The organism is Acinetobacter sp. NIPH 284 (genome assembly GCF_000369425.1).
Classification (GTDB): Bacteria; Pseudomonadota; Gammaproteobacteria; order Pseudomonadales; family Moraxellaceae; genus Acinetobacter.
On sequence record NZ_KB850011.1, the window covers coordinates 25629 to 41642 of the forward strand.

The 16014-nt window shown below is 38.3% G+C and carries 13 protein-coding genes; 7 read left to right on the forward strand and 6 right to left on the reverse strand.

Features of this window, described 5'->3' with window-relative positions:
- Positions 1–60: 60 nt before the first annotated feature.
- The 3 genes from dacC to F908_RS06180 form a co-directional block, all read right to left on the reverse strand.
- The gene (gene dacC / locus F908_RS06170) at positions 61–1209 is read right to left on the reverse strand and encodes a D-alanyl-D-alanine carboxypeptidase PBP5/6 (RefSeq protein ID WP_005159319.1); all 1149 of its coding nucleotides are present in this window, start codon (positions 1207–1209) and stop codon (positions 61–63) included.
- Positions 1210–1322: 113 nt separating this feature from the next.
- On the reverse strand, positions 1323–1724 hold the full coding sequence (locus F908_RS06175) for an MCR_0457 family protein (protein ID WP_005159320.1): 402 nt from the start codon (positions 1722–1724) through the stop codon (positions 1323–1325).
- Positions 1725–1871: 147 nt separating this feature from the next.
- Positions 1872–2246, reverse strand: a complete 375-nt coding sequence (locus F908_RS06180) for an MCR_0457 family protein (RefSeq protein WP_005159321.1) — start codon at positions 2244–2246, stop codon at positions 1872–1874.
- A 103-nt stretch (positions 2247–2349) separates the two neighbouring features.
- Between F908_RS06180 and surE the strand changes: the two genes are divergently transcribed.
- The 3 genes from surE to F908_RS06195 all read left to right on the forward strand — a co-directional run bounded on the left by surE (position 2350) and on the right by F908_RS06195 (position 5123).
- Entirely contained in the window at positions 2350–3120 is a 771-nt protein-coding gene (surE, locus tag F908_RS06185) for a 5'/3'-nucleotidase SurE (protein WP_005159324.1), read from the forward strand.
- A gap of 111 nt (positions 3121–3231) precedes the next feature.
- Positions 3232–4062, forward strand: coding sequence for a peptidoglycan DD-metalloendopeptidase family protein (locus F908_RS06190; protein ID WP_005159327.1), 831 nt, complete (start codon positions 3232–3234; stop codon positions 4060–4062).
- Between the two features lie 131 nt (positions 4063–4193).
- The gene (locus tag F908_RS06195) at positions 4194–5123 is read left to right on the forward strand and encodes a LysR family transcriptional regulator (RefSeq protein ID WP_005159329.1); all 930 of its coding nucleotides are present in this window, start codon (positions 4194–4196) and stop codon (positions 5121–5123) included.
- Positions 5124–5163: 40 nt separating this feature from the next.
- Here the strand turns inward: F908_RS06195 and F908_RS06200 are convergent, their stop codons facing one another.
- Entirely contained in the window at positions 5164–7791 is a 2628-nt protein-coding gene (locus F908_RS06200) for a Lon protease family protein (protein WP_005159332.1), read from the reverse strand.
- 186 nt (positions 7792–7977) lie between these two features.
- On the opposite strand from F908_RS06200, the gene F908_RS06205 reads away from it, so the two are divergent.
- From F908_RS06205 to rpmE, 4 genes are all read left to right on the forward strand, one after another.
- Positions 7978–10152, forward strand: coding sequence for an AmpG family muropeptide MFS transporter (locus F908_RS06205; protein ID WP_005159334.1), 2175 nt, complete (start codon positions 7978–7980; stop codon positions 10150–10152).
- 2 nt (positions 10153–10154) lie between these two features.
- Positions 10155–10556: a lactoylglutathione lyase gene (gene gloA, locus F908_RS06210; RefSeq protein ID WP_005159336.1), complete on the forward strand. Its 402-nt coding sequence runs from the start codon at positions 10155–10157 to the stop codon at positions 10554–10556.
- 134 nt (positions 10557–10690) lie between these two features.
- Positions 10691–11659, forward strand: coding sequence for a bile acid:sodium symporter family protein (locus tag F908_RS06215; protein WP_005159338.1), 969 nt, complete (start codon positions 10691–10693; stop codon positions 11657–11659).
- 196 nt (positions 11660–11855) lie between these two features.
- Positions 11856–12080, forward strand: coding sequence for a 50S ribosomal protein L31 (rpmE, locus tag F908_RS06220; RefSeq protein WP_004662919.1), 225 nt, complete (start codon positions 11856–11858; stop codon positions 12078–12080).
- Between the two features lie 92 nt (positions 12081–12172).
- On the opposite strand, the gene F908_RS06225 is transcribed toward rpmE, so the two are convergent.
- Positions 12173–14272 (reverse strand): EAL domain-containing protein, encoded by a 2100-nt coding sequence (locus F908_RS06225; protein WP_034602675.1) that lies wholly within the window; start codon positions 14270–14272, stop codon positions 12173–12175.
- Positions 14254–16008, reverse strand: a complete 1755-nt coding sequence (locus F908_RS06230) for a hypothetical protein (RefSeq protein WP_005159344.1) — start codon at positions 16006–16008, stop codon at positions 14254–14256. The genes F908_RS06225 and F908_RS06230 overlap by 19 nt, the downstream gene beginning before the upstream one ends.
- Positions 16009–16014 lie beyond the last annotated feature (6 nt).

The following is a 16014-nucleotide window of genomic DNA, read 5'->3' on the forward strand; positions in this document are numbered from 1 at the left end:
ATAAAATAAAAAAGCATTCATGCCCAAGAGCATGAATGCTTAATATCAGCAATTCTAAAATTAGAATAAGTTACTAAAGAACATCTTGATATGGTCAATTAGACGAGCAAAGAAGCCTGCTTCTTCAACAGGTTTTAATGCAACTAGTGGTTTCTCTGCAATCACTTTACCATCAAGGCTTGCAACTAATTTACCCACAACTTGACCTTTGGCTAAAGGCGCATTCAATTTAGGTTGAACTACAAGTTGAGTTTTGATTTTGTCCGCTTGACCTTTAGGCATGGTTACGTTGAAGTTTTCAGCAAGACCAATTTGAACATTATCTTCTTTACCAAACCATACTTTTGCTTTAGCAAGCACTTGGTTAGCAGGTTGTACATTTGCAGTCTCGAAGTTTGCAAAACCCCATGCTAATAATGTCCGAGTCTGTCCAGCACGTTCGTTCATGCTTGGCGTACCGAAGATGACTGAAATCAAACGCATTGGACCACGTTTACTTGATGTGGTTAAGCAGTAACCAGCCTCATCCGTATGACCTGTTTTCAAACCGTCAACGCTTGGGTCTGTATAAAGCAATGCATTACGGTTGCCTTGCTTAATACCATTAAACGTAAATTCTTTTTCTGAATAGATCGGGTAGTATTTAGAGCTATCTTTGATAATGTGTTGAGCAAGAACAGCCATATCTTTTGCTGTTGAGTAATGACCTTCAGCAGGCATCCCTGTTGAGTTGATGAAATGGGTGTTCACCATGCCAATCCGTTTGGCTTCCTGGTTCATCATATGGGCAAATGTACCTTCGTTGCCCGCAATGTGTTCGGCCATTGCTTTAGATGCATCATTGCCTGATTGAATAATAATGCCACGTAACATTTCTAGGACAGTTGCTGTCCCATTTAATGGTACATACATACATGATTCAGCACTGGTACCACGACACCATGCTGATTCATTCATACGGACTTGTTCGTTGTCTGTTAATTCACCCTTTAAAAGTTTTTGTTCTATGATGTAGCTTGTCATCATTTTGGTCATAGACGCGGGTGCGAGTTTTTCATTTTCGTTTTTTGCAGCAAGGATTTGTCCTGTCTCGTAATCCATTAATACATAGGATTTATTATTTAATTCTGGTGGAGACGGTAGGACAGTCGCTGCATATGAAAGGCTTGGCAAAAGTAATAATGCAGCAAGAGCGCTTTTTTGAGTCATTCTAGGTGTTCCAATATCTTGTGTGAAGCAGATGAGCCTAGCATTTTAGGACAAAGCAAAGCCGACTTCTACGGTAGAAGTCGGCTTTTTCATGCAGTATTGTAACTAATCAGTTACTTAGAATAATAATTCCGAACATCATCGCAAATTTGACGATTATCATCTTCAGATGCAGCCTTCGCATCTTTACGCGCTTCAGCAAGAGGAGCTTGGAACTCTTTGGTTTTAGCACGTTTATTGAGGATGTCTACAGCATTTGGTTCATTTGATAAGTATGATTTGACGAGGTTGTCATATGCTTTATTAAATTTTAGATCTTTGCCAATTAAATCTGGGCAGATTTCTGACAATACATAAATTGCAGCAAGTTCTTGAGGAGTCACGCCTTCAGATGTTGGTGTAACTTCAATTTTTTCAGGTTCAGATTTTTTTTCTGCGGCAAATACGGTTGTTGTGAAAAGACTGGAAGTAATGAGAAATGATAAACCTAGTGTTTTGAAAACATTTTTCTTCATAAGAACTCAAACTCAGAAACAAGACTTAAAGAATTTGAATAGCTTATAGCATAAAAATATCAGTAGATTGTATGTTTGCTGTAGGAAATTAAATGGAAGCGTTTTCAAATCTTAAATTTGAAAACGCTTCCAAATTTTAATGGCATATTAGCCTTCAAAATTTAATACATCTTCACATACTGACTTTTGTTCAGCTTTTTCAACTTCTTTCGCTGCTTCACGAGCATCTTTCAATAAAGATTGGAATTCTCCATCTTTTTGTAGACTCTCAAGGGAAGCTGACTTATCAGAATAGGTGCTTAAATAAGAACCCACCATCTTTTTGATGTTTTCGTCAAATTTAGCATTTTTTCCAATTATGCTTGGGCACATTTCAATGAGGACTTGCGCATTGGCAATATCATCTTTGATGAGTGCGTCTGCTTCTTTAGTTGAAACCGTTGTGTTTGCAAAAATTGCGGGTGCTGTTAGAAGTGAAAAACTTACCCCTAAAACACGGATAAAAGTAGATAAATGTCTCATGGCGGCATAAATTTCTAATACTATGAAGTTACAAATATATATAATTCAGTGAATAATTCAATTGAAAAAACTACGTAGTAACATTTGAAGAGACAAGATCAAAGTGAATATTTTAATAGCAAATGATGATGGTGTTTTTGCACCAGGCTTACAGGCTCTAGCACAAGCGTTAAAGCCTTTAGGACGCGTCGTCGTGGTTGCACCTGAAAGTGAGCGTAGCGGTTACTCAAGTGCTTTAACTTTAGATCGTCCTTTACGACCGATCCCAATTGCAGAGGATGTTTGGGCTGTGAATGGAACGCCCGCAGATTGTGTTTATTTATCAATGAATGGTCTATTCGATTTTGAATTTGATCTTGTTGTCAGTGGTATTAATAGTGGCGCAAACCTCGGCGATGATGTTTTATATTCAGGTACGGTTGGTGCTGCATTTGAAGGTCGCCTAATGAAACATCCTGCAATCGCAGTTTCATTAGCAGGTTCAAATGTACGTTCCTATGAACATCCTAAGCATTATGCGAAAGCTGCACAATGGGTTCATGATTTTATTGTGAATGGACTACCAATTTTGCCGCCCCGTCATATTTTTAATATTAATATCCCAGATGTTAAGCAAATTAAAGGGACACAAATCACCTATCAAGGTCGTAGAGCACAATCCAAACCAATTAGTAGCCATGTCGATCCACGTGGTCGCCAAGTCTATTGGATTGGTTTAGCCGGTGAGGCGGTTACAGAACCTCAATCCGCTTCAACTCATATTCAGTCTGATTTCTTTGCTGTCGCGAATGGTTATGTCAGTATCACGCCGATTCAAATGGATGCAACTAATTATGCTGTACTCGATAATTTACATCTTCATGTAAATGGTTAGCAGTGGCTATGTTATAACTTTGTGAATATAGAAAGTGAGAACTCGTTTTTTCTCACTTTTTTGGTACTCTTAGGCGCAAATAAATTAAGGTTTTTTTCGATGAGGGCGAAGATGCATTTAAACCATGTCTCGATTTTTCTATCACGAAAAATGATTAAAACAATCGTGTTGTCTATGGCAGTAACAAGCATTGTCGTCGTTACAGGTTGTGCATCAAAACCACAAGTAAAAGGTGGTAATCGTTATGTACAGCAAGCACCCAATTATTACACAGTACGTTCAGGCGATACGCTGAGTGCAATTGCAAATCGTTATGGATTGAATTATTTAGATGTTGCTGTGCTGAATGATATTGCGCCGCCTTATCGTATTTATGTCAATCAATCATTACGTTTAAAAGGTTCTGTTGCAGAACGAACTACATCTACACAAGCAGTGGTACAAACCGCACCGATTCAACGTCAAACGATTAAATTGCCAACACAACAACCTGTTGTTCCTAAGACACAGCCTGTTATACCCAAAGCTGTTGTTCCAGCAAATCCTGTTACACCATCTTCAACGACGCTTGCTTCGAGTTTACGTTGGGTAAAACCATCAAATGGAGCGATCATTCAAAGTTTCAATTTGGCAAATAACGTCAAAGGAACACGTTACGGTGGTAATGAAGGTGATCCAATTTTTGCTGCTGCAAATGGGCAAGTGGTCTATGCTGCTGATGGTTTAAAAGAATATGGCAATCTAGTCTTGATTAAGCATATTGATGGTTATATTACGGCGTACGCGCATAACAGTAAGATGTTAGTCAAGAGTGGGGATAATGTGACTGCTGGTCAAAAAATTGCAGAAATGGGTTCTTCAGGTGCTTCACGTATCATGCTTGAGTTCCAAGTTCGTTTAGATGGCAAGCCTGTAAATCCAATGACAGTTTTACCAAACTAAAATAGCCGAATTAATAATCTTTTAATAAATTATTAATAATCGCTAGTTTAAGGGTAGACTTCCTTGTATACTTATTGAGATTGCTTTAATTAGAACAATAAGCATATTTTAATAAATTAAGAGAGAAGTCTATGCTAGATCAATTGCGTGCAATGGGGGTCTTTGCTTGCGTTGTTGAAAAAAGTTCTTTTAGTGGTGCAGCACGAGAATTAGGAATTACAACAAGTGCAGTCAGTCAACAAATTCGTTCTTTAGAACATGAAATGGATGTCACTTTACTTCATCGTTCTACTCGAAAACTCAGTCTTACAGAAGCAGGACAAGCATTCTTTCTCAGTTGCCAGGAAATGTTGGCTGCCGCTGAACGTGGCAAAATTCGTATCAATCAACTGCGCGACGATCTTGTTGGAGATTTACGTATTGCGACGACACCTGAATTAGGTGCCTTGCATGTCATTCCAGCACTATCTCATTGGATGTCAGCACATAAAGGTCTAGCGATTCATTTTGAAGCAGACCACCGTTATATTGATTTGATTGAAGAGCGGATTGATATCGCAATACGGATGAGCCTGCGTGTTGATGATCATCAGCTCACCGCAGTACCTTTAGCGAGAGTTGATCAGGTTCTTGTTGCATCGCCAAGTTATCTCAATCAAGCATCAACTATTACTCGCCCAGAAGATTTACGAAATCACGAATTATTACCTGTTACTTTGATGCACAATTATCAACATTTTGCCTTCCGTCATGGTTTGAGTGGTGAAATTGTCAATGTTGATATGAAAACACGCTTAGGCACAAACAATGTTTTTGTTGCTAAATCCTTGTGCCAGCAGGGGCATGGTATTGCACGTATTCTCTATATGGATATTCAAAAAGAACTGATTAATGGTTCTTTGGTTGAAGTTCTACCTGATTGGCAACTTCCTGCTTATACGCTTCATGCATTAACTTCCAAGCGTGAACAATACCCAATGAAAGTGCATCTTTGTATTGATGCATTAAAACAATATTTCGCTCAATTACCTGGTGGACGATCTCTACTGGGTGTAGCCTAAGAAAAAGGCCATGTTTGTTTAAAAACATGGCCTTTTCATTTTATCTATTCTTCTTACGAAGTGATTTTAAGCTTTTAGCTTCAACAGTAGATTCTTCTGAAGATTTTGTCTCAGTTTCATCTTTTTTAGTCTTTTTTCGCTTTTTCTTTTTTTTAGGTTCGTCATCTTCAACAGCTTCGCCGTCCTCAATTGCTTGCCAATACTCAAGTTGTTCCATAACGGCTGCATAGATTGAATTTTTACTATATCGACCTTTCTTATCTAATGTACCTACTGGGCGAGCCATTAGAATTTCTAAGGCTTGATCAATTGTTTCAATCGCATGGACATGGAACTGACCTGCTTGAACCGCTTCAATTACATCTTGACGTAGCATCAAATGTTGCATGTTTTGACGGGGAATAATCACCCCTTGTTTGCCTGTAAAGCCTTGTAATTTACAGGCATCGAAGAAGCCCTCAATTTTGGCATTCACTCCACCAATTGGCTGTACCTGACCCAACTGGTTCATCGAACCTGTAATAGCCCATGATTGGTCAATTGGAATTTGAGAAATGGCAGAAATTAATGCTGAAAGTTCTGCAACAGTGGCACTATCGCCATCCACTTGTCCATAGCTTTGCTCAAACGCCAATGCTGCGGAGAAATGTAAGATTTGTTCACGGCCAAAGTGGGCTTTTAGGAAGCTCGACATGAGCAATACGCCTTTGGCATGCAATGAGCCGCCTAGCTCCACACTGCGTTCAATATCCAGAATATCGCCACCACCTTGATATACAGAAGCTGTTAGACGCGACGGTAATCCAAATTCGACATCAGCATAATGAATCACTGAGAGGGCATTGATTTGACCAAGACGATGCCCAGAAGTTTCAATCAACTGCGTACCGCGAGACAGGTCTTGCCAGTAGAGCTCACGTAAATAGCCTAAGCGATATTGGCGATGGTGCAGGGCCTGGTTGACATGCTGGTCGGTGACAATCTTGTCATCCGCTTTAAAGGCATGGTGATGCGCTTCGCGGATCAGGTCACCAAGGGTTGAGGCATGTAATGATAAAGAGCTTTGATCCTCAGCCTGACGGCTGGAATCAGTAAGCAATGCGGCTAGTGCAGAACGGTCAAACGGAAGTAATTTATCTGCCTGAACATAGTCGGCAATTAACTGCATATAAGCCTGTTCGTTACTGTCATTACGTTGTAATGTATCGGTAAAGTCGGCACGGATTTTAAAGACACTGCCAAGCTCAGGTTCCACTTCCAGAATTTCATAATAAATTTCAGGTTCGGCCAGTAAAACCACTTTAATATCAAGTGGAACGGAAGCGGGTTCAATGGAGATACTGCCTGTGAGGGTGAGCATATGTTCCAGTGAAGAAAGCTTGAGTTGTCCAGATTTTAAGGCACGTTTCAGGCCTTGCCATGCATAAGGTTGCTCCAGCAATTGTTCCGCTTCCAGCATCAAAAAGCCACCATTGGCCCGATGCAGTGAACCAGAACGAATCAGGGTGAAATCAGTGGTGATCGTACCATTGTGAGTCAGTTGCTCCACATGACCCAATAAATTGTAGTGTGTTGGGAAATCTTCAAAAATAACGGGTGCGCCACTATTTGGTTTATTGGCAATAATTACATTAGCTTGATAACGTGATGGAACACGATTAAATAAAGCAGGCGTAAAATCATCTTCTTCTTGTTCTAAAATTAGCTCAACATTATCAATAATATCTTCAGCATAATGTTTTAGGTATAAGTCTAGACCTTTTACTTCTTTATTTTTATTTAAAATTGACTCCATACGTGGTGTAACCACTTGAGTGGCAATTTCACGGTTTAAAATTGATACTTGATCCCGCGCATCATCTTCCAGATCGCCCAGATGTAAACCCAGACGTTCAAGTTTTTTCTCCATATAACGCATATTGGAGTTGATTTCAGCACGTTCCTTGCTAGTTAATGCGTTCAGGTCATTTTGGGTGAGTTCATGATATTCATTGTCTTTCAACTGCATTGGAATAAAGACATGCTTGTCATTACGGGAAATCAATTTTAAATCGAGTTCCTCACCCTCTTTGGTCAGTTCAACCAATGCCTGTTGCTGTACATCACCCGTATCCTGACGAATGCGTTCAATACGGTTGTGATAGGTTTCCGCACTAAAACGGCGTTCCAGCTGCTTTAAGATAATTTGCCATGCCTGCTGCAAGGCATTTTGAAATTTGCTGCCTTGTCCCGCTGGGAAGCGCAGAGCAATCGGTTGTCTTGGGTTCTTGAAATTATTGACATAGACCCAGTCATCAGGGGTAGCCATGGTTTTGGCGTGCTGTTGGAGCAACCGTTTAATCATGGTGCGTTTGCCAAGACCCGCTGTGCCAACTGCAAAAATGTTATAGCCAGAGTATGGTAAGGAAATACCAGCTTCTACTGAAGCACGTGCACGATCTTGCCCAAGAAAGTTATTGAGGGGTTTTATACGTTTAGTTGAACTCGGAATCTCAGCTAGATTTAGAATATGCGTGAGTTGTTCAGGGCTAAGTGCTGTTTTCTTAAGAGTCGTTTGAATATCCGTCTGCTCAAAGGCGCTTGGTAAAGAATTGATTTTCGCTGTAGTCGTGTTTGTTGGGGTTGAAGATAAAGTTGTTGCAGTCATTTGATCAAGTTTTTGGGCCACTGTTGCTATCCAACAAAGAAACGAAAGTTAAGTAATTAAAGGTATACAGTTTTAGGTCTAAAGATCAAGCGAACTTGTGTTTTTTATCGACAAAACAAAACAATGGTTGCATAAAGCAACTTGCAACCAGGCGCAAGACACGATTGAATAGGCACATTCACGCATGTTCATGGAAAATAATAACCAATGACAACTCAAGCCACTGGGTGGGCATCCGCATTTAAAGCTTTTTTAGATCGTCGTGCACTGATTATGCTATTTCTTGGTTTCTCGGCAGGGATACCCATTCTATTGATTTTTTCTAGCTTGTCTTTATGGCTAGGTGAGGCAGGAATTGATAAAAGTGCTGTGACATTTTTTAGTTGGGCGGCATTGGGCTACTCTTTTAAATTTGTTTGGGCACCGTTGATTGATGAATTGCCTGTTCCATTGTTAACGAAAAGTTTAGGTCGCCGCCGTGCTTGGTTGTTGATTGCACAGTCTTTGATTATATGTGCAATTTGTATTATGGCATTTTCCGACCCAGCACTTGGACAAAGCTATTTAATTCAAATGGCAGTTGGTGCTGTTTTATTAGGATTCTCGGCAGCGACTCAAGATATTGTCATCGATGCTTATCGTATTGAACTCGCTGAAAGTGAGATGCAAACGGTTTTAGCTTCAACTTACAACGCAGGTTACCGTATCGGGATGATCGTTGCGGGTGCAGGGGCTTTATTTCTTGCTGCTTATTTAGGTACAGCTAAAGGCAATTATATCTATGAAGCATGGAAATATACTTATCTCACCATGGCAGCAGTCCTGGTGGTTGGTATTATTACAACTTTATGCATTCGTGAACCTCAAGTAAATCGTGTTTATAAACATTATAAAACTACAGATTACTATCGCTTGGTCTTTGTATTTTTTATTGCTGTTGCAACTTTTGTTGTCAGTTATATTTACTCTGGGAATGTAACAGATGCTATCGCTAAAGCCGCAAATATTAAAGACACCGCAGCTTTATTTGGTTTAGAAGCACTGCGCTTTTTAACTGCTACAGCCACAGCTTTATTGGTTGGTTTGGGTTTAGTTAAAACTGGCGTCGTGAATCAACAAATGGCTAAAGAAACTTGGGTTGCCCCAATTTTAGATTTCTTTAAACGCTACGGTATTAAACTTGCCTTAGTTCTTTTACTGCTGATTGGTTTTTTCCGCATCTCAGACATCATTGCAGGCGTGATTTCCAATGTGTTCTATCAAGATCTAAATTTCAGTAAAGAACAAATTGCTGAGGCTGTGAAAATCTATGGTGTGATCTTTAGTTTAGTTGGTGGTTTTCTCGGTGGTTTGTTGGCGCAACGCATGAATATTATGAAACTCATGTTCGTGGGCGCAGTGTTGGCTAGTTCAACCAATTTAATTTTTATCGGCTTGGTCAAATCAGGTAAACCACTTGCTCCAGTTGAGGTTCAGGTCGGAAATAAACATTATCAAGTGCAAACCGATGATGTTGGATATTGGAAATTACAAGTGCCGAATGACGTCTTGGCAAAAACAAATTCGGTACAGGTAAGTACTCAGTACCAAAATCAGAGCGATACCAATGTAACTCTTGCAATACCATATTTAGTAAATGCCCAGCACGCTCAGATTCAATTATTACCAATCAGTGGTGATGATCAATTAACGGAAAAAGAATTGAAGCAAAGTCTAGTCGTTAAAGGGCAATTAGCAGGGCTTAAAAATGAAGATTTAAATCAGGATAAGCCTGTTATTCTTAAATTAGATAATCAAGAGTTTGCTGCGAAACTGGATGATAAAGGAATATTTACTGGTGCTGTAGATGGAAAGCTATTACAAGCATCTCCCACTAAAACGATTAAAGCTTTTGTTCATTTAAAAAATAATAGTGCAAGCCAGTTATTTGCAAAAAGATCATACCGTATCAATACTGCATCACATGTTGAAACCACACTCGATGTCGATATTCAGCCAATTGCTGTGGTCGATCCAAGTCAGTCAGGCACAATAGAACTTTCTGGTAAAGTGATTAAAGGTTATAGCTCATTGTGGCTCTATTTTGCTATTATTGTAGATAATTTAGCTTCAGGTTTGGCAGGTGCTGCATTTATTGCCTTTTTATCTAGCTTAACCAGCGTATCATTTACCGCAGTTCAATATGCAATTTTCAGTTCATTAATGACTTTAACACCCAAATTATTGGGTGGTTATTCAGGAACGATTGTAAGTAATATTGGCTACCCAAATTTCTTTTTAATGACGACTTTAATTGGAATTCCAATTTTGATTCTTGTGGTTTGGGTTGCGAAACTATTGCGTGACCATGAAAACCAAACAACTCAACAGACAGGTGAATAACTATGCGCATGTTACATACGATGTTACGAGTAGGTAATTTAGAGCAATCTTTAAAGTTCTACACTGAGGTGCTTGGTATGAAATTACTACGCCAACGTGATTATGAAGAGGGGCGTTTTACCTTGGCTTTTGTGGGCTATGGTGATGAAGAAAACAATACTGTGCTTGAGCTGACTCATAACTGGGATACAGCTAGCTATGATTTAGGCAATGCCTATGGTCATATCGCTATTGGAGTAGATGATGCTTATAAAGCATGTGAAGAAATCAAAGCAGCTGGTGGAAAAGTAGTACGTGAGGCTGGTCCAATGAAAGGTGGAGTTACGGTGATCGCTTTTGTTGAAGATCCAGATGGCTATAAGGTTGAATTGATTCAACAGGATCAAAATGCACGTAATAATTAATTTCGTATCTTGATCCACAATTTCTAATTTAAAGCCATAGCTTTATTTATACAGCCCAGTATGATGTTTTGATCGAATGGTCAATAATCTCATGTTGGGCTGTATCGTTATTAGCGAACAGATTGGGAAAAGTTATGTTAAAGCTCTTGGCGCTAGATCGTTTCACAATATTATTGATAGCAATGGTAGTACTAGCGACTTTTTTCCCAGTTTCGGGACAGGTTGCGCATTACTTTAATATCCTAACGACAGTTGCGATTGCTATATTATTTTTTTTACATGGCGCCAAGTTGTCACGTGAAGCCGTTATACAGGGAATGCTGCATTGGAAAATGCATGCATTGGTTTTTGCTTTTACTTTTGCGATTTTTCCTGTAATTGGGCTTTTAGCTAAACCTGTTTTGGAGCCGCTTCTTGGGCAACAGTTGTACTGGGGCTTTTTATTTATGTGCTTCTTACCCTCAACAGTACAATCTTCAATTGCATTTACGTCGATTGCAAAAGGGAATGTTGCAGGAGCGGTTTGTAGTGCATCTTTCTCCAATATCATTGGGATGTTTATTACGCCAATCTTAGTGAGTTATTTTATCTTAGGCCAAAGCCAACATGGCTTTGATCCTACGCAATCGATTGTTCAAATTACCTTGTTACTATTGGTTCCCTTTGTTCTAGGTCAGTTACTTCGCCCTCATGTTTTTCCTTATATGATCAAATTACCAAGCTTAGTGAAAGCTTTTGATCAAGGATCAATCTTAATGGTAGTTTACGGTGCCTTTAGCAGTGCTGTAGTTGCAGGTTTATGGCATCAAATCAGTGGATTAGCTTTGCTGTATTTAGTGCTTGCATGCTCAGTTTTGCTTACTATTGTAATGTTGCTTGCTTCGTATTTACCAAAATGGTTAGGGTTTAATCATGCAGATCAAGTTACTATTTTCTTTTGTAGCTCTAAAAAAACGCTAGCGAGTGGCGTGCCAATGGCGCAAATTCTGTTTATTGGTCAGCCTTTAGGTATGATTGTATTGCCGATTATGATTTTTCATCAAATCCAATTAATGGTCTGTGGTGTAATTGCGAATCGTTGGTCAAAATCAAAACAAGAATAGTTCGCAAATTTTGATTTATTGGCGTATAATCTTTGACACTTGTTGGCTTTGCTCTGATCTAAGGGTCTCGGTGAGTCAAAAGAAATGGTCTGTTGTGGTATTGATCTGCGAGTGTTAACACTCTGCTTTCCTCATATTGAGAGTGATCAATTGCGATAACAGCTTAAGCCTTTCTTACTAAATAGGAGCATCGACCATGCGCGCCGATATTCACCCTAAATACGAAAAATTAGTTGCTACATGCTCATGCGGTAACGTAATCGAAACTCGTTCTGCACTTGGTAAAGAAACTCTTTATCTTGACGTATGTTCAGCTTGCCACCCATTCTATACTGGTAAACAAAAGAATGTGGATACTGGTGGTCGTATCGACAAATTCAAACAACGTTTCTCTGGTATGTCACGTTCTATCAAACGTTAATATCAAGAAAACAAAAAAACGGGCGATATGTCCGTTTTTTTTATGCCTTTTGATATTCCCTCCTTTATCAAAGGAGGGTTAGGGAGGAATTTCTATTGGTCTTGTACGTCAGTTAAACGATCAAGTTTCTTTTGGAAGTAGTTACCTTGCAAGAAGCGGGCTTCGACATTCCATGCATTCGCGAACAAACTCATGTCATTGAGTTCGGTGAGTAAAATCTCAACTTGCTTTTCAGCAATAAAATGAAGAATTTTCTCTTGTAGAATTGCCATTTCTTTTTCAGATCCTAGCATCTTCGCTAATTTTCGATGGAAGCTTAAATACTGCGTATCGATCTGTTGAAGAATTGAGTCACTATAAAGAGAATCACCAAAGTTACGAATAGAGATCTCAGCGCCGTGTTGACGAAGTGATGCAATCAGAGATTGAGCCTGTGATAAATTTTGCTGAAGAGCTTGCTCTGAAAACTGCAGAATTAAAGGATGAGCTTGTTTGCTTCCAATAATTGTCAATAATTTAGCGACCAATTCGGATAATTTTCTGTCATTGAATAAAATATGATGATTCAGATTAATAATTAATTTAGCTTTTGGATATTGGGTAATGAAGTTGTGTAATTGTTTACAAGCTTCTACTAATACCCAACGGTCTAACTGAGCCGATAATTCATGATCATCTTTTAGATCACTAAGATCCATCAAGTCTAACCATTGATTATTATGAATAATACCGCCAAATACTTCATAGGTATGAGTGAATTGATCTTGTTTATCATAAAGCTGCTGATATTTTAGATGTATATCACCCTTATCTAATTTGCTTCTGAGCTCTTCTAAAAGATTGACTTCCATCGACATTGAAATTTTATCAGTTGTCAGGCTAATATCACTGTCAATCGATGCATTTTTCAAGACTGGTAGTGCATGCGTAAATGCTCGAGAAATGATTTTCTCAAAATGAGCATCATCTAATATTTGTTGGTCTAGTTCTTGATAGCCCAGTTTTAAATGTAATGGGAAAGTGTGGTTTTCAGTGACCAATAACTGAGGTTTTTGTAAACCATTCAAGCCTATAAGCAAAGAGTTTAAAACTGTTTTTGATTCAGCTTGAATAAGCCCAACATACAAAGCCGTTTCTATTTGATAAATTGGAACATTAACTTGTTCTTTAATGAAATTTGCAATATTTGAAAAATAAGCTTTAGTTCCACGCCAGTCAGTTTGAAAAACTTCGTTTGGACAATTATTCAGGCTAAATAAGATGAGCGCATTTGCATTGGCTGGGTGATTTGCTAAATTTCGATTAATTTGTTGCAGTGCTGAGATGATACCAGAGGCTTTTTCACTTTGCACTGAAGTAGTCGTGGCAGTTGCTGCTGAAACAACAGTTGATGATGATTCACATTCAATATTCAGTTGTATTTCATCATCATTACCAGAGGGTAAGAACTCAACATTTAAAAGATTATTCTTAACCATTGGATTTTGGGTGCGAATTTCAAAGCGTGCTTGTTCGAATAAGCCTTGGGAAATTCTTTTAAAGCGTAATTTAAACTGGCCTAAATCTTTAGGTTGTAAAATATCAAGTATTGGTAAGCCAATGACGTCATCTTCGCTGTCGAAACCAAATAGGTGAGCATATTCAGCATTCGCTTTGATATGAATACCTTCTTGTAGAATTGCAACTGCTTTATGTGTTTCAGCAACAAGTGATTGGGCTTGTGTTTGAGCTGCCTCTAATTCGGTAAGTAAACGGTGCTCTGCTTGTACTAAACGACTGAATGAAAGTGATCTAATAATACTGATATAAAATTCTTCTGGCGCCTTTAAGTTCACAACATCATAAATACCTTTATGAATGTAATTTTGATATAGCGCTGAATTATAGTCATCTGGCTCAAGCAGTAGAATGGGTAAACTTGGTTGTGCGGATGCATGAATAAGAGAAAGCGTTTGTTCGATTTTTAGATCGTAAGCACGTCCAAAAATTACAATATCCCAAGGCAAATTCAATTGTTTTTCAAAAGTTTTTAAATCATCAAGTAAAATAGCCTGTACTTGATGTTCTTGCTGCGCAAATAGCTCTAAAACTTGATTATACCTTAATTGGTTATCATCAATAATGAGTAAGCGCGTTTCAGTTCGTTTCAATTTTTTAGAGAGTAAAGGATTTCTCACTTCAATGCTTCCCATAAATCTTGGTTATTTGTATCCATATTTTTTTGCGCAATAAATTTATTAAGAACGGGTTGTTCTTCTTCATTAAGTAGTTCAAAGTCGAATTGAACAAAACTTTGGGTAATTAGTTGTGCAGTCAACAGATACACTTTTACTTCCTCTTTCCCTAATCTCAAATGAACAGCTTGCTGTTCGCGAAAAATTTGCGAGCCTGGCAAAATTATTGTTGTTTTAGTTTCATCTAAATTTTGATTTTTTAAAATAAGCGCAGGGTAATAATTGCTAATATGACGATCTGCTTGTACGCGAACTGCACAAGGGAAAATTTCTTGTGCTAAAACCTCTAAGCCTAATTCTAAACTTTTTTCACTTGATTGCTTTAACCAACGAATTACACCGCCGCGCCAATGTCCATGAGAGGTTTCTTTTACAAGAATATATTCGCCAGTTCTTAGATTTTTTGGTGCTTCGGCTGACCATTTAATTCGATAACCATTAACACTAATATCTAAAATATCCGCTTGATAAATGGCTTTGTTTTCTCGGCTTAAACGCTGGATTGAGGATTCTTGATTGCCAGAAGAATCTTTTTTATCCCAAGTTGATAAAAATTTTGATTCGCTTTGTAGTCCATACCCGTGCTCTAAGAGTAATGTTTCACCGAAGTTTTTTGCTTTGGATAAATAGAAGTGGGCTGTTAAGAGTCCAAAACAAATATGTAGTTGAGCGGAATATTCATAGCGTTCATGGCGACGTTCTGCCGTAGATCCTAAAATGGTCTGAACGTGGAATTTTAGAGCGGGTGTGAGATAAATCTTTTCATTCTTAGAAATGTATTCAGCATTTTTATGTAATGTTGCTGTCACATGATCAAGTAAACCATTTGTACTAATAAAGATATTAGGATTAAATCCTGAACTTTGTTTTTTGTTGTATATTGGCGGATGATCTTTAGTTGTATCAACAACGTATTTAGTTAAATCAGTCTCTTTAGATAAGAGCTGTAGCATTTTGGCCCAGTCAAAACTGCATTGAAATAGGGCTTGAATTTCTGTTTGACGAATTTGATTGGTATTAAAAATATCCATCAAAATTAATTGAGCATAGGCCTGAGCAATATTATTCAGGCTATTTGGCTTGGTTTGCGCCTGTTCAATAGTCACATGATGATACTTATGTGTCACTGCTGCATCGTATAATTGATGTGCAATGAGCCACTGTCCTGCAACAGGTTCACTATATAACATGTGTTGTTGATAAAGAAGCTGCGTAAGTTGTTGTAATGCTTGGAAAGTTGCAAGTGTTCTAGCAGTATGTAAATTTTTCTTTTGGTTTAGTGCAAAAATAGAAAATTTTCGATTTTCCAATTGTTCGCTACTGCGGCGAACAATATTGATATAAATAGCCGCAAAATAGCAGCGTAACAGCATTGCCAGTTCAATAATGTGCTCATTACGATCTGAACTGATTACACCCTGATTAAAAAAGTTTTTCTCTAGGCTACCTAAAATATTTTCAATCGTTGGATGTAAGGTCTGAATGAGATCAAAGCGTAATGTTTCTGAACAATCTAATTCACAAAGCTCTAATAAAGCTGCAAACAATGCTTTTGAAGTATCACCCAACTGCATAATTGAGAGGGTTGAAATCCATTCTGTTAAACTTTTTGCGTTTGCATCACAAAAACTGAGTTTATCCCGTCTTAAAACAGTGGGAATTTGAAAAATATCCGAAAATGCATTATTCATCATTGTAAT